The sequence below is a fragment of the Nocardioides alpinus genome (genome assembly GCF_900112035.1).
GTDB lineage: Bacteria > Actinomycetota > Actinomycetes > Propionibacteriales > Nocardioidaceae > Nocardioides > Nocardioides alpinus.
This window is the reverse complement of the sequence record NZ_FOKC01000001.1, coordinates 716,710-737,730: the sequence shown is the minus strand read 5'-3', so window position 1 is coordinate 737,730 and position 21,021 is coordinate 716,710. Positions and strand designations below refer to the sequence as shown.

The window sequence follows — 21,021 nt, the reverse complement described above, 5'->3', positions numbered from 1 at the left end:
TGCTCGACCAGCGTCGGCACCTGCCGACCAACGAATCCACATCACGACTGTTCACCACACAAGGAGCACACCATGAGCCGCGAGAACACGCTCGTCACCGCCCAGTGGGCCGAGGACAACCTCGACACCGACGGCGTCGTCCTCATCGAGGTCGACGAGGACACCACCGCCTACGACAAGGGCCACATCCGTGGCGCCATCAAGCTCGACTGGACGACCGACCTCCAGGACCAGGTCCGCCGCGACTTCGTCAACAAGGCCCAGTTCGAGGCGCTGCTCTCCGAGCGCGGCGTGTCCAACGACGACACCGTCGTCCTCTACGGCGGCAACAACAACTGGTTCGCCGCCTACGCCTACTGGTACTTCAAGCTGTACGGCCACCAGGACGTCAAGCTGCTCGACGGCGGTCGCAAGAAGTGGGAGCTCGACTCCCGCGAGCTGACCGACGAGCTGCCCACGCGCGAGAGGACGACGTACGCCGCGACCGAGCAGGACACCTCGATCCGCGCCTTCCGCGACGAGGTCGTCGCCGCGATCGGCACGCAGAACCTCGTCGACGTGCGCAGCCCCGACGAGTACGCCGGTCGGCTGCTCGCACCGGCCCACCTCCCGCAGGAGCAGGCCCAGCGCGCCGGCCACGTCCCGACCTCGGTCAACGTGCCGTGGAGCAAGAACGCCAACGACGACGGCACCTTCAAGTCCGAGGCCGACCTCAAGGCGCTCTACGACGAGGTGGGCTTCGACGAGTCCAAGGACACCATCGCGCTCTGCCGCATCGGGGAGCGCTCCTCGCTGACCTGGTTCGTCCTGCAGGAGCTCCTGGGCAAGAAGAACGTCAAGAACTACGACGGCTCGTGGACCGAGTACGGCTCCCTGGTCGGCGTGCCCGTCGCGCTCGGTGACGAGCCCGGCAAGGCGGACGCCTGATGTGCGGCGCGACCGAGGGCGGCCTGTCCCTCGACGGCGTCAACGTGGCCAAGGAGGCCGTGATCCAGGGCCAGGTGCTCCGCGGCGGTGACGGAGGGGGAGAGCCCGTCCCCAACGCCTACGTGCGCCTCCTCGACCGGTCCGGCGAGTTCACCGCCGAGGTCCCGACCTCCGCGACCGGGCACTTCCGCTTCTTCGCCGGCGACGGTGAGTGGACGCTGCGGACCCTCGCGCCCAAGGCGCAGCCGGTCGACACCCGCGTCGTCGCGGCCGTCGGCTCGGTCGCCGAGGTGCAGGTGCTCGTCACGTCCTGACCCCGCGCTTCACGGGGTTGTCCGGACCGCTCTGCGCTCGTGCGCGGGGCGGTCCGTGCGATTTCGCCGCAGATACCTCGAAGGCCGGCTCCGGCGGTGCTTCCGACTCGTACGTTGGTGGTCCCGCTACGGGTGGCGAAGGGGGGCATCGTGGAGGCGCAGGCCGGAGTCCTGGACACGGGCGAGCTGTGGCGGCTGACCATGGAGCACTCCCCGGTCGGGATGGCGCTCGTCGCGCCGGACGGCGAGATCCTGGCGGCCAACGCCGCGCTGGGCGAGATGCTCGCCTACGACCCCGACCTGCTCGTGTCGCGATCGGTCGCCGACCTCACCCATCCCGACGACCTCGCGACCGACCTCGACCTCATGCGCCGGGCGATGGCCGGTGCGATGGCCTCCTACCGGGTGCCCAAGCGGTGTTTCCGCTCCGACGGCAGCCTGCTGCGCGGTGAGCTCTCGGCACTGCTGCTGCGCAGCCCGGAGGGTGATCCCCTCCACTTCATCATGCAGATCGTCGACCGGACGGACGTGCACGCGTTCGCCGAGCGCCTCGACGTCGCGGAGCAGGCCGCGTTCGACATGCAGCGCAAGTCACGGGCGATCCTCGAGACGGTGTCCGTCGGGCTGCTCCTGGTGGATGCCGACGGCACCTACTCCTCGTGGAACCGCCGTCAGCAGGAGCTCCTCGACATCGCCTTCCCCGAGGGTCACGGCGGCCGCGCCGGGCAGAGCGGCTTCGTCTACGACGCCGAGCAGCAGCACGAGCTGTCCTTCGAGCAGTTCCCCTGTGCTCGCGCCACCGAGGGCGCCGGGGAGGAGTTCGACGACCTGCTCATCTGGATCGGCGAGGACCCGGCGGCGCGGCGTGCGCTGTCGGTCTCGGCCCGCACGGTGCACGACCGCACCGGGAGCCTCGCCGGGGCGGTCCTGGCCTACAACGACGTCACCGAGCTGATCAGCGCGCGCAGGGTCAAGGACGACTTCGTCTCGACCGTGTCCCACGAGCTGCGTACGCCGTTGGCCGCTGCACTGGCCAACCTCGAGCTGCTGGACGTCTCAGCCGCCGGCAGCGACGAGGCGCAGCTGCAGGTGGCCGCAGCGAGGCGCAACATGCTGCGCCTGTCCCACCTCGTCGCCGACCTGCTCTTCACCGCGACCACCACCTCGGGGATGAAGGTGATCGACCCGTTCCGGGTCGACCTCGCGATGGTCGTCGCGGAGGCGGTGCAGGCCGCCGGCCTCCAGGCTGACGCGTCCGGCATCGACCTCGTGGTGGACCTTCCCGACGAGCTCGAGGTGCTCGCCGACGGGCTGCGCCTGCGGCAGGTCGCGGACAACCTGATCGCCAACGCACTCACCTTCACCCCCGCCGGCGGTCGCGTCTCGATCGCGCTGTCGGCCACCGGACGCCAGGCGTGGCTCGAGGTCGCCGACTCGGGCGAGGGGATGGAGGCCGACGACCTCGCCGAGGTCTTCGCGCCCTTCGTGCGCGGCCAGAACGCCCGGCGCCGGCTGTCGCCCGGCACGGGCCTCGGCCTCACCATCGTCCGCACGATCGTCGAGGCGCACGGAGGCGAGGTGTCGGCGCGGAGCATCCCTGGTGAGGGCACCACCGTGCGCGTCGTCCTCCCTCGCTGACGGAGGCCCCGCACGTGCGAGGACCCCCCGCACGAGGTGCGAGGGGTCCGGGCGCGAACCGGGTGGGGGCCGGTGCGTGCCTCGCAAGGGGGGTTGTCCCGCGAGGCGTGTCCCCGGCTGCCGTGAAGCATTTGCCAGGGGGACTTGCCCAAGTTTGCCAAAGAAGAACACACTCGGCACTAGTTTTGACAATATTTCTCCCAGCAGGTTGCTCGGGCACCTGCGAACCCCACTCAGCACCGAACCCCTGGAGACACCATGCGCACCAAGTCCGCCCGCCTCGTCATCGCCACCCTCGCCCTCAGCCTCGTCGGCTTCGCCGGCGTCACGGCTCCTGCGGAGGCGGCCAAGCCGTCGACCCAGCGCAACGTGTGGTGCTGCTGAGCCGCACCCCTTGCGGGCGTCGACCCCACCCTGATCGCGACGCCGGCACCGCACATCACGCTCAGACCCCACTCAGCACCGAACCCCTGGAGACACCATGCGCACCAAGTCCGCCCGCCTCGTCATCGCCACCCTCGCCCTCAGCCTCGTCGGCTTCGCCGGCGTCACGGCTCCTGCGGAGGCGGCCAAGCCGTCGACCCAGCGCAACGTGTGGTGCTGCTGAGAGGTTCTGGCGCCAGCCCTGACGTGTTGCGGCAGGTCAGCTGCGGGCGAACGTGGTCGACGCCACGCGCGCCCGCAGCCCTGCTGAGGCTGCCGCACGACGGTAGGCATCCAGCGCAGCCTCGGTGAGCCCCACGCCGTCGAGCAGGTCGGCGAGGTCGAACCACTGCTGGGCTGCGCTCTGGTCGGCGCCGATCGCTGACAGCCGCAGCACGGCCCTCTGGTAGGCCTCGGCGGCGAGCCCGGCGTCCCCCTCAGCGGCGTACGTCCGGCCCTCGAGGGTCAGTGCCTCGGACTCCGCCAGAGGGGCGTGCCCGTCGGCAGTGGTCTGGACCAGTGCGATCAGGTCGCGGCTCTCGGGGAGGTCGCCGGCGAGGAATGCGACCCGGGCCAGGCCCAGCAGCGTCCAGGCGCGGTCCACCGGGGTGGCACTGCTCCACTCCATCTCGGCGGCTGCCTGCTCGAGGTTGTGGCGTGCCTCCACCAGGTCCGGCGGGTCCAGCTCGAGGTGCAGCCGGCCGACCTCGGTGCGCAGGCGCGCCAGGTTGCGGGTGTCCTGGCCCTCGCTGAGCAGTGCCAGGGCGCGCTCCGCGAGGGGCACCGCTGCGGTGACGTCACCGCGGTTGGCCTGCATGACGCTGGCGTTCCAGTAGGCCGAGGCGCGCGCGTTGGACGACCCGAGCGACTCCGCGCGGGTGATGGCCTTGCGGCAGAGGCGTACGGCGTGGGCGGTGTCGCCACGCTCGAAGTGCGCGGCTGCCACGGTGACCGCGAGCTGCACGGCCTCGTCACAGGCCTCGAGGCCGGCGCCCTCGACGTCGGCCATCACGCGCTCACCACACTCGATGGCGCGGCCGAGGTCGCCCGTCTCGCGGAAGATGCGGCTCAGGGCGATGCCGGCCTTGATCCGCGTCAGTCCGTCGACGGCACGGTCGTCGATCAGTGCCTCGAGCTCGAGGACGGCGTCGTCGTCCTGGTGGGTGGCCTCGAGGGCGCGCGCGTGGAGCAGCCGGGCGCGGTCGCGCAGGCCGTCCATGCGAGCGGTCGCCGGGTGGTCCAGGGCGGTCTGGAGGTGCTTCTCGGCGTCCTCGGGCTGTCCCGACTCGAGCGACAGCTCGGCGTAGTCGAGCGCGAGGCGGATCTCGTCGACCTCGCGGCGCTCGGCCTGGCCGAGCAGTGCCTCGAGCGAGGCATCGAGCTTCAGCGCGAGGGCCTCGAGGGCCGCCGCAGTGGGTCGACGGTGTCCGCCCTCGATGCGGGAGAGGTAGGCCACGGACATGACGTCCTGCGCGACCTCACCCTGGGTGAGGCCACGGGCCTGGCGTGCTGCGCGCAGCCGACGGCCGAGCGCTTCACGGTCCGACTGGGCGAGCAGCTCGGCTTGACGCGAGTCCATCCGTCCATTCTGCTGCACGTTTGCCAATGTCGTGTCCATTTCAGGCAAAGGTTGCTCGCGAGCCGTTGTCACGGGTGCCGGGAGAGGGTCTCCGGACGCCACAAGGGCGGCCCCGGAGGACCGCCCTCGTCGCTCAGGATGTGCAGGGGATCAGGTGCCGCTGTTGATCATGCCGGCGCCGACGGTCACGCCGGTCGCCTCGTCGATCAGGATGAACGATCCCGTGGTCCGGTTCTTGGAGTAGGGGTCGCACAGCAGCGGGACGGTGGTGCGCAGCTGGACACGGCCGATCTCGTTGAGGCCGAGCTCGCCCGCCTCCTGGTCGCGGTGCAGCGAGTTGACGTCGAGGCGGTACTGGATGTCCTTGACCATCGCGCGACCCGTGCGGGTCGTGTGCTTGATGGCGAGCTTCTGCCGCGGCTTGAGCGGCTCGTTGGTCATCCAGCAGACCATCGCGTCGATGTCCTGGCTGGGCTTCGGCGCGTTCTTGGGTCGGGCGATCATGTCGCCGCGGGAGACATCGACGTCGTCCTCGAGGTGGACGGTCACCGACATCGGCGGGAAGGCCTCGCTGACCTCCTGGTCGAAGAGCTCGACGCGCGAGATCGTCGACGTCATGCCGCTGGGGAGGACGACGACCTCGTCGCCCTTCTTCAGCACGCCACCGGCCACCTGGCCCGCATAGCCGCGGTAGTCGTGGTAGGCGTCGGACTTGGGCCGGATGACGTACTGCACCGGGAAACGGGTGTCCACGAGGTCGCGGTCGGAGGCGACGTGGACGTGCTCGAGGTGGTGCATCAGCGTGGGGCCGGAGTACCACGGGGTGTTCTCGGAGCGGTTGACGACGTTGTCGCCCTGCAGCGCCGAGATCGGGATGACCTCGAGGTCGGGGATGTTGAGCTTCGTCGCGAAGTTGGTGAACTCCTTGTGGATCTTCTCGTAGACCGACTCGTCCCAGTCGACCAGGTCCATCTTGTTGATGCACAGCACGAGGTGCGGCACCCGGAGCAGTGAGAGCAGCACGGCGTGGCGCCGCGACTGCTCGGTGAGGCCCTGGCGGGCATCGACGAGCACGAGGCCCAGGTCGGCGGTGGAGGCACCGGTGACCATGTTGCGCGTGTACTGGATGTGGCCCGGGGTGTCGGCGATGATGAACTTGCGGGCCGGGGTCGCGAAGTAGCGGTAGGCCACGTCGATGGTGATGCCCTGCTCGCGCTCGGAGCGCAGGCCGTCGGTCAGCAGCGCCAGGTCGGTGTAGTCGTAGCCCTTGGACTGGCTGGTCGACTCCACCGCCTCGAGCTGGTCCTCGAAGATCGACTTGGAGTCGAGGAGAAGGCGCCCGATGAGGGTGGACTTGCCGTCGTCGACCGAGCCGGCGGTCGCGAACCTGAGCAGGTCCATCTCGTCGGGATTGTGGGACTCGGTGCTGGCCATCAGAAGTAGCCTTCCTTCTTGCGGTCTTCCATGGCGGCCTCGGAGAACCGGTCGTCGCCACGGGTGGCGCCGCGCTCGGTGACCCGGGCGATGGCGATCTCGTCGATGATGGCTGCGGTGTCGGTGGCCACCGACTCGACGCAGCCGGTCTGGGTGCGGTCACCCACGGTGCGGAAGCGCACCATCTTCTTCTCGATCTTCTCGTTGCCCTTGGGCTGGATCTCCGGCCCGATCGACAGCAGCATGCCGTCGCGCTCGACGACCTCGCGCTCGTGGGCGAAGTAGATCTGCGGGATCTCGATCTGCTCGCGGTGGATGTAGTGCCAGATGTCGAGCTCGGTCCAGTTGGACAGCGGGAAGATGCGCATGTGCTCGCCGGCGTGGATGCGGCCGTTGTAGAGGCTCCACAGCTCGGGGCGCTGCATCTTGGGGTCCCACTGGCCGAAGTCGTCGCGGTGGGAGTAGACGCGCTCCTTGGCGCGGGCCTTCTCCTCGTCGCGGCGGCCGCCACCGAAGGCGGCGGTGAAGCCGTTCTCCTCGATGGAGCCGAGCAGCGTGCCGATCTGCATGCGGTTGCGGCTGGTCTTGCCGTCGTCGACCACGTGCCCGGCGGCGATGGCTTCGTCGATGGTGGCGATGATCATCCGCGCACCGAGCCGCTCCACCCACGAGTCGCGCGTGGTGAGCACCTCGTCGAAGTCCAGGCCGGTGTCGACCTGGAGCAACGGGAAGGGCAGCTTGGCCGGGAAGAACGCCTTCTCCGCCAGGCGGAGCATGACGATGGAGTCCTTGCCACCGGAGAACATCAGGACCGGCTTCTCGAACTCGGCAGCGACCTCACGGAAGATGTGGATCGACTCTGCCTCGAGCTGGTCCAGCTGACTCAGCTGGTAGTCGACGTGGGTGTTGGTCATGGCGCAGCAGGGGCCTCTCTAGGGACAGCAGCCCTCATCGTAGCCACGGCGGACCCCTCGGAGAATTCGCCCACGGGGCGTGGCGCCGGGCAGACTCGGCCGAATGAGCCGCACCCCTGCATCCGAGCCCCGCTCACGACCTCGCCAGCGCCTGCTGGCCGGCCTGCTCACCGTGGCCTTCGTCACGACCGCGTGCTCGTCGGCCGAGGAAGCCGGCCCGCCGTCGTACGAGCCGAGCGACGCCGTGGACGTGCAGGTCCTGCCGCAGCTGGCCGCCACCGGCGAGGACGTCGAGAGCGCGGATGACGCTGCGTGGGTCGTCGACGCGACCGTCGCCGACGTGGATGAAGGCACCGCCGTCACCCTCTACGCCAAGACCGAGGACGACGCGTGGGAGGCCGTCTCAGAGGGAGAGACCGACAAGGGCGGTGCCGTGGCGCTGACCACCCCCGCCCCCGGTCGGCTGCACGTCGTGGTCGGCGACGGGGACGGCGCGATCGGTGCCGAGGCCTCGACCGACGACGCCCCCGAGGCGACCTTCACCGACGACTTCGACGAGGACACCGTCGACGAGCCCGACGGGACCTGGGTCTCACGCGACCAGGGCTACATCGGCGTCCGCACGTGCTCGCGCACGGATGCGAGTGCGGCAGAGGTCGGCGACGGCGTGCTCACGCTGAGCGTGCTCGAGGACCCCGACGGTGGCGAGTGCCAGCTCCCGGGGCGCCGCAAGAAGTTCCCCTTCAGGCTCAACGGGCACGTGGGCACCGAGGGGTTGTACGGCTTCACCTACGGCTTCGCCGCGGCGCGGATCAGGACGCAGTCTGCCCGCGGCCAGCACGCGGCGTTCTGGATGCAGGCGGTCGGCGGGCAGTCGGCGGGCGGCGCCAAGAAGGGCGGCGCCGAGATCGACGTCATGGAGTACTTCGGCGACGACCACCCCGAGGGCGGCCTGACCAGCTTCACCTACTTCCTCGACGAGGACGGCGAGAAGCAGACGGTCGGCGGCTGGTTGCCGGACGTCGAGGACCTCGGCGACGACTGGTCCACCGACTACCACGTGTTCTCCGTCGAGTGGACGCCCGACGAGTACGTCTTCCGCATCGACGGGCAGGTGACGCAGCGGCTCGAGGGCGAGACCTCGGGACGCCAGGAGTTCCTCATCCTGAGCCTGCTGTCGTCGGACTACGAGCTGCCCCGCTTCAACGGCGAGCTGCCCGAGACCATGGAGGTCGACTGGGCGCGCGTCTGGGAGACCGGGCCGCGCTAGGTCTCCAGCACCAGGGTGACGGGGCCGTCGTTGACGCTCTCCACCTGCATGTCGGCGCCGAAGCGCCCCCGCTCCACGTGGGCGCCGAGCCGCTCGAGCTCGGCGCACACGGCGTCGTACAGGGGTTCGCTCACGGGACCCGGCGCGGCTGCCTGCCACGTGGGCCGGCGGCCCTTGCGCGCGTCGCCGTACAAGGTGAACTGGCTGACCACGAGTACCGGCGCACCGACGTCGCTGGCGCTCTGCTCCTCGTGCAGCAGGCGGAGGTCCCAGACCTTGCGGGCGGTCCACGCCACCTCGGTCGGGCCGTCGTCGTGGGTGACGCCGAGGTAGACCAGGAGGCCGGGGCGGTCCAGCTGACCGACCACCTCCCCCTCGACCCGGACGCTGGCGGAGAGGACCCTCTGGATGACCGCGCGCATGGTGCAAGGATGCCGCCATGTCCGATGCACTGCTGATCACGGTCGCCCCGACGGGGGCGGAGACCGCCAAGGCCGACTGCCCGCAGCTCCCCACCACGCCTGAGGAGATCGCCCGCACTGCGGCCGAGTGCGAGGCCGCCGGCGCGGCGATGATCCACCTCCACGTGCGCGACACCTCGCACCGGCCGACGCTCGACCAGGCGCTGCTGCGCGAGTGGGTCGCGGCCGTGCGCTCGTCGTCCTCGTTGGTGGTGCAGCTCTCCACCGGCGGCTCGGTGCACGACCCGCTGGAGGAGCGGCTCAAGGTCCTCGACGCCGAGCCGGACTCCTGCTCGCTCACGATGGGCACCACCAACTTCGGCGACGACGTCTTCCTCAACCCCTGGCCCTTCGTGAAGGACCTCTACCAGCTCGCCCTCGAGCGCGCGGTGGCCCCGGAGTTCGAGCTCTTCGACCTCGGCCAGGTGCACGCGCTGGGTCGGCTGATCCGGGAGTACGGAGCACCCGCAGGCGGCAAGGTGCACGTCGACTTCGTGATGGGAGTCCCCGGCGGCATGCCCGGCACCGCGCCGGCCCTCGTCGCCGGCGTCGCAGCGCTTCCGCCCGAGGTGACGTCGTGGTCGGCGACCGGCATCGGCCGCTCCACGCTCGCCGTCGCGATGGCGTCCTTGTCGATGGGCGGCCACCTGCGCGTGGGCATGGAGGACGTGCTCACGATCAGCCGCGGGGTCGCGGTGGAGTCGAACGCCCAGCTCGTCGAGCGTGCGGTCGACCTCGGCCGGATCGCGCAACGTACGCCGATGGCGCCGGCGGGGTGCCGGGAGCTGCTCGGCCTGTCCTGAGGCTCGGTCAGGGCAGCGGGAGCGGCACACGGTGCACCGCGAGGTGGTCGTGGTTGGTGATCCAGAGCGACCCCGGGACCGCTGCGACGCTCCCGCTCCCGGGCGGCAGGTCGATGAGGTGCGTCACCCGCCTCGTGCCGGGGTCGATCCGGAGCACCGACGCGTCCGTCCTCAGCCACACACCACCGGCGCCGACGGTGAGGTCGCCGCCCCCGATCCGGACGCCGGTCACGGGGATGTGCTCGGCCTCGCCCGACGTGGCGTCGACCCGGGTGACCGAGCCGTCGCCCTGGTTCATCACCCAGGCTGCGCCGAAGCCCAGGTCGAAGAACCGCGGGTTCGGACCGGTGCCGATGGTGGTCCACTCGCTGTCCTCGAGGGAGTAGCGCTCGAGGGTGCTCCGGCTCGTCGGCACCCACAGCGAGCCGAAGCCCGCTCGTACGGCGACGGCGCCTTCGGGGACCTCGATCTCCTCCACGACCTCGTCATCCTCGATCGCCACGATCCGTGGCGCGCTGGGCTCGACCAGGACGTACGCCGTGGTTCCTGCCGCCCCGACGACGCTCTCGACCAGCGGGCTCGCGGGCAGCTCCACGCGCGCCAGCACGGCACCCGTGGTGGGGTCGAGCCGGAAGAGCGCGGACGGATTGAGGCTGGGGACGAGCACCTCGGCGCGTGTCGCCTCGAGTGCCTGGACGACGTCGCCCCGGATGCGGGTTCGTGCAGTGACCTCGGACGAGGCGCCGTCGTAGCGCACGATGCCGGGGCCGACGCCGGACACCCAGACGCCGGAGCCGGCGCCGACGGCGAAGTCGGCGAAGGGCTTGGCGGTGATGGTGCGTCCGCCCACCTCCTTCAGGCTCAGCGCCTCTGGCAGGTCGCCGGCCGGAAGGTACTCGGGCTCGGGCTCGGGCTCGGCCGAGGACGTGCTGGCTGGGGGTGGCGAGGCGGACGGCTCCTCGGGCGGTGCCTCTGCGTCGGTGCATCCGACCAGGACGACTGCCAGGAGTGCCGTCGACGACAGGGCCGCGAGGTAGTTCATGTCCTTCGATGATCCTCGCTGGCCGACGAACCGCAAGGCAATTGCCGGTGGGCCAGTCCACCACTCCCGGACCGGGGAGCAGGCGTGCTGTCAGGCGTCGTCGATCTTCTTCATCCCGACCAGGCCAGGCCGGTAGGCCGGGTCCTCGAGCTGCGCGATGGTGGGTGAGCCGAACATCGGCAGGCCCTGGCGCTTGCGCAGGAAGCCCCAGACGATCGGGAGGATCAGGAGCGTCGCGAGGCCGATGCCGGCGATGAGGAAGGGGTGGGTCTCCTCCACGCCGAGGGGGGCCCAGCCGGACTTGTCGAGGAGGGCGACGCCGCTCATGGTGAGCACGACGACGATGCCGCGTCGGATGAAGGACTGCGGCACGCGCGGGGCGAGGGTCGCGCCGAGGATGGTGCCGGGGACCGAACCGATGACCAGGGGGATCAGGATCGTCCAGTCGATGCCGTGCAGGAAGATGTTGGAGATCGCGGCCGCCATCACCAGCGGGACGGCCTGGACGAGGTCGGTGCCGACCAGCCTCACCGCCGACAGGCCGGGGTAGAGCATCAGCAGCGCGATCATGATCACCGAGCCGGAGCCGACGCTGGTGATGCCGACGAGCAGGCCGCCGAGCATCCCGACGAGCAGCGTGGGGACGACGCGGATGGTCGGGTCGTCGTTGTGCACGTGCGTGCCGGAACGGACCCGCTGCAGGTTGACGTAGAGGCGCAGGGCGTAGGTCGCCGCGGCGAGCAGGAGGGCGAAGCCGATGCAGATCACGAGCACGAAGTTGAGCTGCTCGGTGTCGTCGGTGAACCACGCCACGAGGTGCGGACCGAGCAGCGCCATCGGGATCGACCCGATCATCAGCCACTTGGCGAGCTGCATGTTGGGCGAGCCCTCGCGCTTGTGCACGATCGCCCCACCGGTCTTGTAGACCGCCGCGGCCGTGAGGTCCGCCGTCACGACGGTCGCGGCCTCGCCGACGCCCAGGAAGAGGAGAGCGGGGGTCATCAGCGCGCCACCGCCCATGCCGGTCAGCCCGACGACGATGCCGACGAGGAAGCCGGCCGCGAGGATCGAGAAGAACGTGACGGTGATGAGGTCGGTCATGCGCCCTCCCTCCCTGCCGGTGAGCCCGTCAGCCGGGGCACGATCACGCTGAGCATGTCAGTGATTGTGCCGGTTGCCTTCTCGGCGGCTGCCTTCCCGCGCCGGTAGGGGTCCGCGACGTCGTGCTCCGGGGCGGACGGCGTACGTCGTTGCGCGGCCGCGGCCACGAGGTCGCGCCCGCTCAGGGCGCCGGAGTCGTCGTCGCCCACCTCGGCGACGGCGGCGGCGAACTGGCCCAGCGTGAACACCTGGCGGTGCAGCTGGGGGAAGTCGTCGAGGATGTGCTGGCGGTGCACCTGCTCGGCGGTGAGCACCAGGTCGGCATCGGTGAGCATCGCTGCGGTGAGGTGCCGGCTGCGGAAGTCGTCGGCGCTGCCTTCGGTCAGGGTGGCGGCCATGTCGGAGCTCATCCGGTGACGGTTGCGCGCGTGCGTGCCGGAGCTGGTGAAGACGATGTCGGCCGATCCGGCCATCTCGCGGGCGATCAGCTCCATCGCCGGCGAGCGGCAGATGTTGGCGGTGCAGACGAAGAGCACCTTGAGGGGCTCGGTCATGAGCGGGTGAGGTGGAGGTAGCCGGCCTCGTCGAGCGCGACCAGCACGTCGTCGAGGGCGTCCTCGATGGTGCGGCCGGTGGTGTCGACGCGTACGGCCGGGTCGTCGGGCTCCTCGTAGGGCGAGGAGATGCCGGTGAACTCGGGGATCTCGCCGGCCCTGGCCTTGGCGTAGAGCCCCTTGCGGTCGCGGCGCTCGCACTCCTCCAGCGGGGTGGCGACGTGGACCAGGAAGAACGCGCCGCCGGCGCCCTCGACCATCTGCTCCACCTGCTCGCGGGTCTCGGCGAAGGGCGCGATGGGCGAGCAGACCGCGACGCCGCCGTGGCGGGCGATCTCGGCGGCCACCCAGCCGATGCGTCGGATGTTGGTCTCGCGGTCGGCCTTGGAGAAGGTCAGTCCGGCCGAGAGGTGCCGGCGTACGACGTCGCCGTCGAGGCTCGTCACCGAGCGGCCACCCTGCTCGAGCAGCAGGTCCGTCAGCGCGCGGGCGAGGGTCGACTTGCCGCTGCCCGACAGGCCGGTGAAGAACAGCACCAGGCCCTGCGCCTCCGGCTCGGGGCGGTCGGCGGCGACGATCGCGGCGATGCTGTCGGGGTAGGTGGCCTCGGTTTCGACACGCTCGCTGCGCTCGCTGCTCAACCAGCGGTCGCCGTCGACACGCTCGCTGCTCAACCAGCGGTCGTCGTCGACACGCTCGCTGCTCAACCAGCGACCGGAGTCTGACAGCGCGTGCACCGGGTCACCCCCGGCGTACGTCTCGACCACCTGCGCACCCAGCGCGTGGTCGGCGTCGGCGTCGCCGTGGGCGGGGAGGGGTACGGCGACCACGGCCGCGTCGTCGAGCAGCTCGGCCGCGGCGAGGGTGGCACGGACCAGCGCGACAGGGGAGAGGGACGAGGTGCCGGTGCCCATGAGCGCCAGCAGGACCACACGACCGAGGCCGCGGACCTCGTCGAGCTCACCGTCGGTGAGTGCGTCGACGACCGGGACGAAGGTCGCTCCCGCGTGCTGCTCGCGGACCTGCGCCGGGGTGAGGTGCAGGCGCCGGAAGGGGCCGTACTGCGCGTGGGTCAGCGGCTCGAGCGTCCCGTCCGCGGCGAGGCGCGCCAGCGGCAGCCCCTCGGGGTCGACGAGCTCGGCGTCGGCGGCACCGTCCGGCAGGGCCAGCGTCACCGCACTCCCGGGCTCGTTGAAGCGGGTGAGGGGCGCGTAGGCGCCGGAGACCAGGAGCTCCAGGTCGTCGAGCTCGGTCGGCGTCGGGCAGTGCTGGATCACCCGCGCATCCTCTCACCGGGCCCCAGCCACTGGTCGAGCGGAGTCGAGACCGTCGGTAGCCTGCGCCCCATGCCTGCCGCTGGTCTGCCCGTCGTCGCCGAGATCGTCCGCTCCGGATTCGTGGAGGGTCACCACTACGGCTCCCTCGTGGCGCTCGCCGCCGACGGAAGCGTCGAGTGGTCGGTCGGGGAGGTCGTCGCGCCCGTGCTGCCCCGGTCCAGCAACAAGCCGATCCAGGCCCTGGCGATGGTGGAGCTCGGCCTCGACCTCCCGCCGGACCTGCTGGCGCTGGCCTGCGCGTCGCACTCCGGGGAGCCCTTCCACGTCGACGGCGTACGCCGCACGCTGGCGTCCGCCGGGCTGGACGAGTCGGCGCTGCAGACCCCGGTCGACTACCCCCTGGACGACGGCGCGCGAGAGGCGGTCATCCGTGCAGGCGGGTCGAGGTCGTCGATCCTGATGAACTGCTCGGGCAAGCACGCCGCGATGCTGGCCACGTGCGTCCTGAAGGGCTGGGACACCGCGACCTATCTCGACCCCACGCACCCGCTGCAGCTGGCGATCGGCGAGACCTTTGCCCGGATCACCGGCGAACCGGTCGACACGGTCGCTGTCGACGGCTGCGGGGCGCCCCTCCTGTCCACGTCCCTGACGGGACTGGCGCGGGCGTTCGCCTCGCTCGCCACCGCGACCGAGGGTCCCGAGCACCGGGTGGCCGAGGCGATCCGCCGGCACCCGGAGTACGTCAGCGGCACCACGCGCGACGAGCTGGCGCTGCACCGCGCGATCCCCGGGCTGATCGGCAAGGCGGGCGCGGAGTCCTGTTACGCCATCGCCCTGCCGGACGGGCGTGCCTGGGCGCTGAAGACCGACGACGGCGCCCCCCGCGTCCGGCCGGTCCTGATGGCCGAGGCGCTGCGGCGATCCGGCGTCCTGCGGGAGGCAGGGGTCGACGCGGAGGCGGTCGAGACCACCGGCCGGCTGGACCTGCTGGGCGGCGGGAAGCCCGTCGGTGTGATCCGTGCTGCCTTCTAGTTAGCGCCTGTATCCCGCGTAGAATCGGGCTGTGTGAGGCCTGTCACGTGCTCGTGGTTTGTGTTTTGCTAACTGGTGTTAGCACAATGGAGACATGGCCAAGGACAAGAGCACCAAGACGAGCAAGGCTGTCGTCGGCTCGCTGGGCTCCCTGGGCGACTCGCTCGGTGACTACCTCAAGGAGCAGCGTCTCGCTGCCCAGCTCTCGCTGCGGCAGCTGGCCGACCAGGTCGGCGTCAGCAACCCCTACCTGAGCCAGATCGAGCGTGGCCTCCGCAAGCCGTCGGCCGAGGTGCTCCAGCAGCTCGCCCGTGCCCTCCGCGTCTCCGCCGAGCAGCTCTACGTCCGCGCCGGCATCGTGCACCCCGACCCCGGACAGGTCGGCTCCGTGGAGCTGGCCGTCCTCGCCGACCCCGGCCTCACCGAGCGGCAGAAGCAGTCGCTGCTCGACGTGCACGCGTCGTTCGTGGCCCTCAACGAGCGCGACGCCCCCACCCAGTCCCAGACCTGATCACCACCCACCAGAAGGAGCACGACATGGCAACCGCCAAGTTCGACATCAAGACCGAAGCCCTCAAGCCCGTCCTCGCCGGTGTCGGCGTGACCGACCTGGCCGTCGAGGTCGTCCGCGACGCCGTCGCCGACGTGCAGAAGCGCGTCACCGCCGTGCAGAAGCGCGCCTCGAAGACCGCTGCCGACCCGAAGGCCGTCGTCAACGCCCGCGTCGACGCCCTCGCCAAGGACGCCCAGGCCCGTCGCGCCGCCGTCGAGGCCCGCGTCGCCGAGCTGCAGTCCGAGGCCAAGGCCTACCCCGCCAAGGTCTCCACGCTGGTCGACGAGAACGTCGCCGCGGCCAACGCCACCTACACCGAGCTGGTCAAGCGCGGCGAGTCCCTCGTCGGCCGCATCCGCCGCCAGGAGTCGACCAAGGCGACCGTGAAGTCCGCCAAGACGACCGTGTCGAAGGCCAAGACCACCACGACCCAGGCCAAGAAGGCCGCCGACGCCAACGTCGCCGCCGCCGACAAGACCGCCGCCACCAAGGTCGCCCCCAAGCCGAAGCCGACCGCCAAGAAGGCCACGCAGAAGGCTGCCGGCAAGAAGGCCGCCGCCACGACCGCTCGCAAGACCGCGGCCAAGAAGACCGCCACCGCGCAGAGCAGTGCCAAGGCCACCACCACGGCTGCCGCGAACACCGCCACCTCCGCGGTCAAGGCCGTTGCCGACGCCGCCGAGAAGGTCGGCGACTGAAGAGCAACAGCCCCAGACGCGGACCAGCTGACGCTGTTCTGAGCTGATCCGGGACCCCCGTCCGAGTCGGACGGGGGTCCTTGCATGTCCGGGGTCGTTAGGCTGGGGCAGTGAACATCTACGCGTTCGAGAGCACGCTGATGCTCGTCGTGCTCCTGGTGCTGCTCGCGGTCAAGGGGTTCGCGTTCGTCAACTCACTGACCTACTCCACCGAGGCCTACGAGGCAGCCGGCAAGCTCACCAAGCCGGCATGGTGCGCGATCACCGGCCTGGGCTTCGCCGCGCAGCTGATCCTCATCGGCTCCTCGCCGTTCGGGATCATCCACCTCGTCTTCACCATCGCCTCGCTCGTCTACCTCGCCGACGTACGTCCTGCGCTGCGCGAGGTCACCTCGGGCCACCGCTGATCGTCCTCGCCGCTGGTTTCGACACGGGCTCGTTCCTCGCCCTGCTCAACCGGCGGCTCGGCGGCGCTGGTACCGCTCGTCGTGCTCGACCGGCGGCCCGGTACCGCTGATTTCGACACGGGCTCGTTCCTCGCCCTGCTCAACCGCTCGTCCTGCTCGACAGGCGGTCCTCTACCGCTGGTTGAGCAGCGAGTGCAGCGAGCGTGTCGAAACCGAGGTCAGTCGGCCAGGTAGCGGTCGAGCGCGACCAGCGCGTCCTCGGCCTCGAAGCCGGTGGCACGGATCTTCTCCAGCGACATCGCGGAGTTGAGCGGACGCGGAGCGAACGGCTTGCCCTGCGCCAGCACGCCCTCGGCGTAGGTCGCGGTGGTCGTGCCGGAGACGTCGTCCGCGCTGCGGCCCGAGCGCTCGAAGACCGCCTGCGCGATCTCGCGCCACGACATCGCGGCGCCGCCGTTGGAGACGTTGTAGGTGCCGAACGCTGCTGCGGACTCCAGCAGGTGCTGGGTCGCGCGGACGAGCTCGCCGGTGAAGGTGAGCCGGCCGACCTGGTCGTCGACGACGCTGGGGGAGACGCCCTTCTCGGCGAGTCCGCGCATGGTGCGTACGAAGTTGTTGCCCTCGCCGATCACCCACGACGTCCGCAGCAGGTAGTGGCGCGGCGCGAGGCCGACGGCGAGGTCGCCCGCGGCCTTCGACTGGGCGTAGACACCGAGCGGGGACAGCGGCTCGTCCTCGGTGTGGCCGGGGTCCAGTGCTGCGGTGCCGTCAAAGACGTACTCCGACGAGTAGTGCACGAGCGTGAAGGCGTGCTCGCGGGCCAGGCGGGCCAGGGTGGCAGGGCCGGTGGCGTTGGCAGCCCAGGCGGCGACGCGCCCCTCGGTGGTCTCGGCGGCGTCGACCGCGGTGTAGGCCGCTGCGTTGAGCACCACGGCGTACTCGTGCCACGGCCACGCGGCGACCGCCTCGGAGTCGGTCAGGTCGAGCGCCGTGACACCTTCGCCTGTGAAGAGATCGACGCGGTCCGCGTCGGGGTGCGCGGCGTGCAGCGCCCGGCCGAGCTGGCCCAGTGCCCCGACGATCAGCGTCTTCTTCGGCGCCATCGCGGTGGACGGGTCGAGCGTGGGGTTGTTCTGGTCCTTCTCGCTGATGATCGCCTCGGTGAGGGGGATCGGCCAGGCGATCGCCGCGTTCGGGTCGTCGAGCGCGAGTGCGGGGTAGGCCACGCCGGGACGCCAGTGCTCGTTGACGAGGTAGGTGTAGGCCGTCGCGTCCTCGAGGACCTGGTAGCTGTTGCCCACGCCGCGCGGCACGAAGACCGCCACGGCGGTGTCCATCTCGAGGGTGAAGGTCGCGCCGAACGTCTCGCCCTGGCGCATGTCGACCCAGGCGCCGAAGATGCGGCCGGTGGCCAGCGAGATGAACTTGTCCCACGGCTCGGTGTGGATGCCGCGGGTGACGCCGCGGTCGCCGTTGAAGGAGACGTTGTTCTGCACCGGGCCGAAGTCGGGCAGCCCGATGGCGAGCATCTTCTCGCGCTGCCAGTTCTCCTTGAAGAACCCGCGGTCGTCGTCGCGACGGTCCAGCCGTACGACGACCAGGCCGGGGATCGCCGTCGTCTCGAGGGAGGGGAGGGACGCCATCACTGGCCCTTCTGGGCGTAGGTCGCCTCGGTCGCTTCCTTGTGGGGGCGCCACCAGTCCTCGTGCTCCTGGTACCACGCGATGGTGTTGGCCAGGCCCGACTCGAAGTCCTGGAACTGCGGCTGCCAGCCGAGCTCGTTGCGCAGCTTGCCGGACTCGATGGCGTAGCGCAGGTCGTGGCCGGCGCGGTCGGTGACGTGGTCGAAGGCGTCCTCGGGCTGCCCCATCAGCGTGAGGATCAGTCGTACGACCTCGAGGTTGTTCTTCTCGCCGTCGGCGCCGATCAGGTAGGTCTCGCCGATGCGGCCCTTCTCCAGGATCGCGAGCACGGCCGACGAGTGGTCCTCGGCGTGGATCCAGTCACGGACGTTCTCGCCCGAGCCGTAGAGCTTGGGGCGGATGCCGTCGATGACGTTGGTGATCTGGCGCGGGATGAACTTCTCGATGTGCTGCCAGGGGCCGTAGTTGTTGGAGCAGTTGGAGACCGTCGCGCGCACGCCGAAGCTGCGCACCCACGCGCGGACCAGGTGGTCCGACCCGGCCTTGGAGGCGGAGTAGGGCGACGACGGGTTGTAGGGGGTGTCCTCGGTGAAGCGCTTGGGGTCGTCGAGCTCGAGGTCGCCGTAGACCTCGTCGGTCGAGACGTGGTGCAGGCGCTTGTCGTGCTTCCGTACGGCCTCGAGGATCGTGTACGTCCCGAGGATGTTGGTGCGGATGAACGGGCTCGGGTCGTTGAGCGAGTTGTCGTTGTGCGACTCGGCGGCGTAGTGGACGACCGCGTCGTGGGCCGCGACCAGCGGGTCGACGGTCTCCTCGTCGGCGATGTCGCCGACGACGAGCTGCACCCGGTCCTCGGGCAGACCCGCCAGCGACTCCTTCGAGGCGGCGTAGGTCAGCTTGTCGAGCACCGTCACCCGGAGGTCGGTGTTGGCCACGAGGTGGTGCACGAAGTTCGACCCGATGAACCCCGCGCCTCCGGTCACAAGAAGGCGTTCCATGCCGGGGAGTCTAGGGCGCAGTGGCGGAGGCGGTGGAGCCGGTGATGATGAAACGCGGCTGGGTGGCCAGGCCCGGATCGTCGTACGACGCCACGCCGCGGCCGGACCGGGTCCAGCCCTCCGGCAGCTCGGAGACGTCGTAGCCCTTCGGCCACGTCACCCTCACCGACACCGCCTGGGGGATGACCATCCCCTGCGGGGTCGCGTCGAGGCGGTAGGTCAGCGTGCCGTCCCCGGGGGCGACCGCGGCGGCAGGCACGTCGTACTCCAGGACCGCCTCGCGGGTCTCGCCCGGTGGCAGCGTGAGGCGGAGCAGCTTGTAGGGGCGGCCGAAGTAGTCGAAGACGCCCGTGCCCTGCGGCTGGCCGGCGGCGCTGGCGGAGCTGATGGAGACGTCCTTCGGCAGGAAGACGCCGAGGGTCATGCCGTTCCAGCGGGTACGGCTGCTGCCTCCGCGTGGGTCGCCGTAGATCTGGTTGGCGCCGTAGGGCGGAGAGTCGTTGTGGACCGAGATGGTGAGACGGACCTTGGCCGAGCCGTCCTCCCGGAGCTTGACGTCGCTGGTGACCGTGCGCCGCTGCCAGAAGTCGGACTTGCTCTCGTTGGTGTTCTGGTTGAAGACCGCGACGTAGTCGTTGCCGGTGTCGGACAGCTCGCCGGCGAGGCCGATGTCGGTCACCGCGGCCTGGACGTCCGGGTCGCGCATCCAGAGCGCGAAGTGCCGACCGCCGGCGGAGTCACGGAGCGACTCGATCTTCTCGACGCCGTTGCCGGGGGCCAGGACCCGCTCGGCGAAGACGGGGACGATCGCGCGGTTGAGGTCGTGGCGGGCCTCGTTGTCGGGATAGGCGTCGTAGTCGCCGACCATCTTCTGGACGAAGTTGCCCGCATCGAGCGTGCCGTAGGTCGGCACCTCGACCGGACCGGTGATCCGCAGCATGTCGGCGAGCGCGACCACGTCGACGGCGATCAGGCCGTCGGTCTCCTGGCCGGTCCGGCGGGCCCAGCCACGCAGCAGCTCCTCGCCCGACACCGACCAGTCCGGGGCGAACGTCGCGGTCGACAGGCGCAGCTTGCCGTTGTGGAACGGGTTGCCCTCCACCCGGTCCCAGCGGCCGACCTTGTAGAGGTCGGGGTCGGAGGTGTCACGGGCCTCGCCCATGGTCAGCGCGCCATCGGAGACGGTCATCGGCACGACCGTCAGCGGTGCGCCACCGGAGAAGCGCTGCTCGCTCGGGTTGAGCAGGGCGAGCAGGTACGTCTTGTCGCCCTCGGTGCCGAACAGCTCGGGCAGCACGTCGGCCAGCGGCTTCGCCCGCCGCGCGGTGGCTGCCAGCGGGCTGACGACCGCCTCGGCCTCGTCGCGCGCCTCGCCCAGCCGGGTGCCGACGCCGAGGGAGGAGTCGTTGACCTCGCCGAGCTCGAGCTGGGCCGCGTCGAGGTGCAGGCTGGCCTGGTCGACCGCGCCGACGACCTGCTTGAGGGTCGGCACGTCGACGGCGCTGTCGGCGAACAGGGTCGCCTGCTCGCCGTTGACGGCCGGCCACGTCTCGACAGCCACCTCGGCGGCCGTGGTCAGGTGGTCGAGCGCGTTGCCCAGGTGGCGTACGTCCGCGACGGGCTCGCCGATGATCGGGACGAGGCTCCAGATGTCGCCGCCGACGCCCTGCATCGCGTCCTGCACCTGGTCGGCGTGCCGCCGGGCGCTCTGCACGCTCGCCTCGGCGCCCGCCACGTCACCCGCGGAGAGGGAGGTCCGCGCGGCCTCGAGGTCGGTGCGCGCCCCCTGGGCGTTGCCGGGCGCCTTGAGGAACGGGATGGCCAGCAGGGCCAGGCCGACGAGCAGCAGGAACAAGCCGGCGATGACGGTCGAGGGCCGGACCAGCCGTCGCGAGGACGTACGACGGAAGGACGGCATGCGCACATGGTGTCAAACCACACCGAACCGCG

At 70.6% G+C, this 21,021-nt stretch carries 22 protein-coding genes; 11 read left to right on the top strand and 11 right to left on the bottom strand.

Annotated elements, in window-relative coordinates; genetic code table 11:
- Positions 1-72 precede the first annotated feature (72 nt).
- From BM127_RS03545 to BM127_RS22980, 5 genes are all read left to right on the top strand, one after another.
- A complete protein-coding gene (locus BM127_RS03545) occupies positions 73-927 on the top strand; it encodes a sulfurtransferase (RefSeq protein WP_091194286.1) in 855 nt (284 codons plus the stop codon).
- Positions 927-1,241, top strand: coding sequence for a DUF1416 domain-containing protein (locus BM127_RS03540; protein ID WP_091194283.1), 315 nt, complete (start codon positions 927-929; stop codon positions 1,239-1,241). Before BM127_RS03545 ends, BM127_RS03540 begins: the two co-directional genes overlap by 1 nt.
- Positions 1,242-1,391: 150 nt before the next feature.
- Complete coding sequence (locus BM127_RS03535) at positions 1,392-2,879, top strand: PAS domain-containing sensor histidine kinase (protein ID WP_139227620.1); 1,488 nt, start codon at positions 1,392-1,394, stop codon at positions 2,877-2,879.
- 258 nt (positions 2,880-3,137) lie between these two features.
- Entirely contained in the window at positions 3,138-3,263 is a 126-nt protein-coding gene (locus tag BM127_RS22985) for a hypothetical protein (protein WP_269800920.1), read from the top strand.
- A gap of 97 nt (positions 3,264-3,360) precedes the next feature.
- On the top strand, positions 3,361-3,486 hold the full coding sequence (locus tag BM127_RS22980; RefSeq protein WP_269800920.1) for a hypothetical protein: 126 nt from the start codon (positions 3,361-3,363) through the stop codon (positions 3,484-3,486).
- A 36-nt stretch (positions 3,487-3,522) separates the two neighbouring features.
- Here the strand turns inward: BM127_RS22980 and BM127_RS03530 are convergent, their stop codons facing one another.
- From BM127_RS03530 to cysD, 3 genes are all read right to left on the bottom strand, one after another.
- Entirely contained in the window at positions 3,523-4,881 is a 1,359-nt protein-coding gene (locus BM127_RS03530) for a helix-turn-helix domain-containing protein (RefSeq protein ID WP_175507311.1), read from the bottom strand.
- A 150-nt stretch (positions 4,882-5,031) separates the two neighbouring features.
- Entirely contained in the window at positions 5,032-6,315 is a 1,284-nt protein-coding gene (locus BM127_RS03525; protein ID WP_231263095.1) for a sulfate adenylyltransferase subunit 1, read from the bottom strand.
- A complete protein-coding gene (gene cysD / locus BM127_RS03520; protein WP_091194275.1) occupies positions 6,315-7,229 on the bottom strand; it encodes a sulfate adenylyltransferase subunit CysD in 915 nt (304 codons plus the stop codon). Before cysD ends, BM127_RS03525 begins: the two co-directional genes overlap by 1 nt.
- Before the next feature lie 103 nt (positions 7,230-7,332).
- On the opposite strand from cysD, the gene BM127_RS03515 reads away from it, so the two are divergent.
- Positions 7,333-8,499 (top strand): glycoside hydrolase family 16 protein, encoded by a 1,167-nt coding sequence (locus BM127_RS03515; protein ID WP_091194273.1) that lies wholly within the window; start codon positions 7,333-7,335, stop codon positions 8,497-8,499.
- Here BM127_RS03515 and dtd read toward each other — a convergent pair.
- Complete coding sequence (dtd, locus tag BM127_RS03510) at positions 8,496-8,921, bottom strand: D-aminoacyl-tRNA deacylase (protein ID WP_091194270.1); 426 nt, start codon at positions 8,919-8,921, stop codon at positions 8,496-8,498. The genes BM127_RS03515 and dtd overlap by 4 nt on opposite strands.
- 17 nt (positions 8,922-8,938) lie before the next feature.
- Between dtd and BM127_RS03505 the strand changes: the two genes are divergently transcribed.
- Entirely contained in the window at positions 8,939-9,763 is an 825-nt protein-coding gene (locus BM127_RS03505) for a beta-keto acid cleavage family enzyme (RefSeq protein ID WP_091194268.1), read from the top strand.
- Positions 9,764-9,770: 7 nt separating this feature from the next.
- On the opposite strand, the gene BM127_RS03500 is transcribed toward BM127_RS03505, so the two are convergent.
- The 4 genes from BM127_RS03500 to cysC all read right to left on the bottom strand — a co-directional run bounded on the left by BM127_RS03500 (position 9,771) and on the right by cysC (position 13,737).
- Entirely contained in the window at positions 9,771-10,805 is a 1,035-nt protein-coding gene (locus tag BM127_RS03500; RefSeq protein ID WP_091194266.1) for an NHL repeat-containing protein, read from the bottom strand.
- Positions 10,806-10,895: 90 nt separating this feature from the next.
- Positions 10,896-11,906, bottom strand: a complete 1,011-nt coding sequence (locus BM127_RS03495; RefSeq protein ID WP_091194263.1) for a sulfite exporter TauE/SafE family protein — start codon at positions 11,904-11,906, stop codon at positions 10,896-10,898.
- Positions 11,903-12,460, bottom strand: a complete 558-nt coding sequence (locus BM127_RS22745) for an arsenate reductase/protein-tyrosine-phosphatase family protein (RefSeq protein WP_091194261.1) — start codon at positions 12,458-12,460, stop codon at positions 11,903-11,905. Before BM127_RS22745 ends, BM127_RS03495 begins: the two co-directional genes overlap by 4 nt.
- Positions 12,457-13,737, bottom strand: a complete 1,281-nt coding sequence (gene cysC / locus BM127_RS22740) for an adenylyl-sulfate kinase (protein WP_175507310.1) — start codon at positions 13,735-13,737, stop codon at positions 12,457-12,459. Before cysC ends, BM127_RS22745 begins: the two co-directional genes overlap by 4 nt.
- 69 nt (positions 13,738-13,806) lie before the next feature.
- Between cysC and BM127_RS03480 the strand changes: the two genes are divergently transcribed.
- From BM127_RS03480 to BM127_RS03465, 4 genes are all read left to right on the top strand, one after another.
- Positions 13,807-14,772 carry an asparaginase gene (locus BM127_RS03480; RefSeq protein WP_091194258.1) on the top strand — a complete coding sequence of 322 codons (966 nt, stop codon included), beginning with the start codon at positions 13,807-13,809 and terminating at the stop codon, positions 14,770-14,772.
- Positions 14,773-14,866: 94 nt separating this feature from the next.
- Entirely contained in the window at positions 14,867-15,283 is a 417-nt protein-coding gene (locus BM127_RS03475) for a helix-turn-helix domain-containing protein (RefSeq protein WP_091194256.1), read from the top strand.
- A 26-nt stretch (positions 15,284-15,309) separates the two neighbouring features.
- A complete protein-coding gene (locus tag BM127_RS03470; protein WP_091194253.1) occupies positions 15,310-16,023 on the top strand; it encodes a hypothetical protein in 714 nt (237 codons plus the stop codon).
- A 110-nt stretch (positions 16,024-16,133) separates the two neighbouring features.
- Positions 16,134-16,430, top strand: a complete 297-nt coding sequence (locus BM127_RS03465; RefSeq protein WP_091194250.1) for a DUF2516 family protein — start codon at positions 16,134-16,136, stop codon at positions 16,428-16,430.
- 218 nt (positions 16,431-16,648) lie between these two features.
- Here BM127_RS03465 and BM127_RS03460 read toward each other — a convergent pair whose 3' ends face one another.
- Genes BM127_RS03460 through BM127_RS03450 form a run of 3 tightly spaced genes read right to left on the bottom strand, consistent with a single transcriptional unit; the run spans position 16,649 to position 20,989 of the window.
- A complete protein-coding gene (locus tag BM127_RS03460; protein WP_091195428.1) occupies positions 16,649-18,073 on the bottom strand; it encodes a sugar nucleotide-binding protein in 1,425 nt (474 codons plus the stop codon).
- On the bottom strand, positions 18,073-19,071 hold the full coding sequence (gene rfbB, locus BM127_RS03455; RefSeq protein ID WP_091194248.1) for a dTDP-glucose 4,6-dehydratase: 999 nt from the start codon (positions 19,069-19,071) through the stop codon (positions 18,073-18,075). Before rfbB ends, BM127_RS03460 begins: the two co-directional genes overlap by 1 nt.
- Before the next feature lie 10 nt (positions 19,072-19,081).
- Complete coding sequence (locus tag BM127_RS03450; protein ID WP_139227618.1) at positions 19,082-20,989, bottom strand: DUF4012 domain-containing protein; 1,908 nt, start codon at positions 20,987-20,989, stop codon at positions 19,082-19,084.
- Between the last annotated feature and the right edge of the window lie 32 nt (positions 20,990-21,021).

Excerpts from the sequence above, each read along its gene's own strand:
- BM127_RS03545 (WP_091194286.1), top strand. The coding sequence starts at position 73 with ATGAGCCGCGAGAACACGCTCGTCACCGCCCAGTGGGCCGAGGACAAC.
- BM127_RS03540 (WP_091194283.1), top strand. The coding sequence starts at position 927 with ATGTGCGGCGCGACCGAGGGCGGCCTGTCCCTCGACGGCGTCAACGTG.
- BM127_RS22985 (WP_269800920.1), top strand. The coding sequence starts at position 3,138 with ATGCGCACCAAGTCCGCCCGCCTCGTCATCGCCACCCTCGCCCTCAGC.
- BM127_RS22980 (WP_269800920.1), top strand. The coding sequence starts at position 3,361 with ATGCGCACCAAGTCCGCCCGCCTCGTCATCGCCACCCTCGCCCTCAGC.
- BM127_RS03530 (WP_175507311.1), bottom strand. The coding sequence starts at position 4,881 with ATGGACTCGCGTCAAGCCGAGCTGCTCGCCCAGTCGGACCGTGAAGCG.
- BM127_RS03525 (WP_231263095.1), bottom strand. The coding sequence starts at position 6,315 with ATGGCCAGCACCGAGTCCCACAATCCCGACGAGATGGACCTGCTCAGG.
- cysD (WP_091194275.1), bottom strand. The coding sequence starts at position 7,229 with ATGACCAACACCCACGTCGACTACCAGCTGAGTCAGCTGGACCAGCTC.
- BM127_RS03515 (WP_091194273.1), top strand. The coding sequence starts at position 7,333 with ATGAGCCGCACCCCTGCATCCGAGCCCCGCTCACGACCTCGCCAGCGC.
- dtd (WP_091194270.1), bottom strand. The coding sequence starts at position 8,921 with ATGCGCGCGGTCATCCAGAGGGTCCTCTCCGCCAGCGTCCGGGTCGAG.
- BM127_RS03505 (WP_091194268.1), top strand. The coding sequence starts at position 8,939 with ATGTCCGATGCACTGCTGATCACGGTCGCCCCGACGGGGGCGGAGACC.
- BM127_RS03500 (WP_091194266.1), bottom strand. The coding sequence starts at position 10,805 with ATGAACTACCTCGCGGCCCTGTCGTCGACGGCACTCCTGGCAGTCGTC.
- BM127_RS03495 (WP_091194263.1), bottom strand. The coding sequence starts at position 11,906 with ATGACCGACCTCATCACCGTCACGTTCTTCTCGATCCTCGCGGCCGGC.
- BM127_RS22745 (WP_091194261.1), bottom strand. The coding sequence starts at position 12,460 with ATGACCGAGCCCCTCAAGGTGCTCTTCGTCTGCACCGCCAACATCTGC.
- BM127_RS03480 (WP_091194258.1), top strand. The coding sequence starts at position 13,807 with ATGCCTGCCGCTGGTCTGCCCGTCGTCGCCGAGATCGTCCGCTCCGGA.
- BM127_RS03475 (WP_091194256.1), top strand. The coding sequence starts at position 14,867 with ATGGCCAAGGACAAGAGCACCAAGACGAGCAAGGCTGTCGTCGGCTCG.
- BM127_RS03470 (WP_091194253.1), top strand. The coding sequence starts at position 15,310 with ATGGCAACCGCCAAGTTCGACATCAAGACCGAAGCCCTCAAGCCCGTC.
- BM127_RS03460 (WP_091195428.1), bottom strand. The coding sequence starts at position 18,073 with ATGGCGTCCCTCCCCTCCCTCGAGACGACGGCGATCCCCGGCCTGGTC.
- rfbB (WP_091194248.1), bottom strand. The coding sequence starts at position 19,071 with ATGGAACGCCTTCTTGTGACCGGAGGCGCGGGGTTCATCGGGTCGAAC.
- BM127_RS03450 (WP_139227618.1), bottom strand. The coding sequence starts at position 20,989 with ATGCCGTCCTTCCGTCGTACGTCCTCGCGACGGCTGGTCCGGCCCTCG.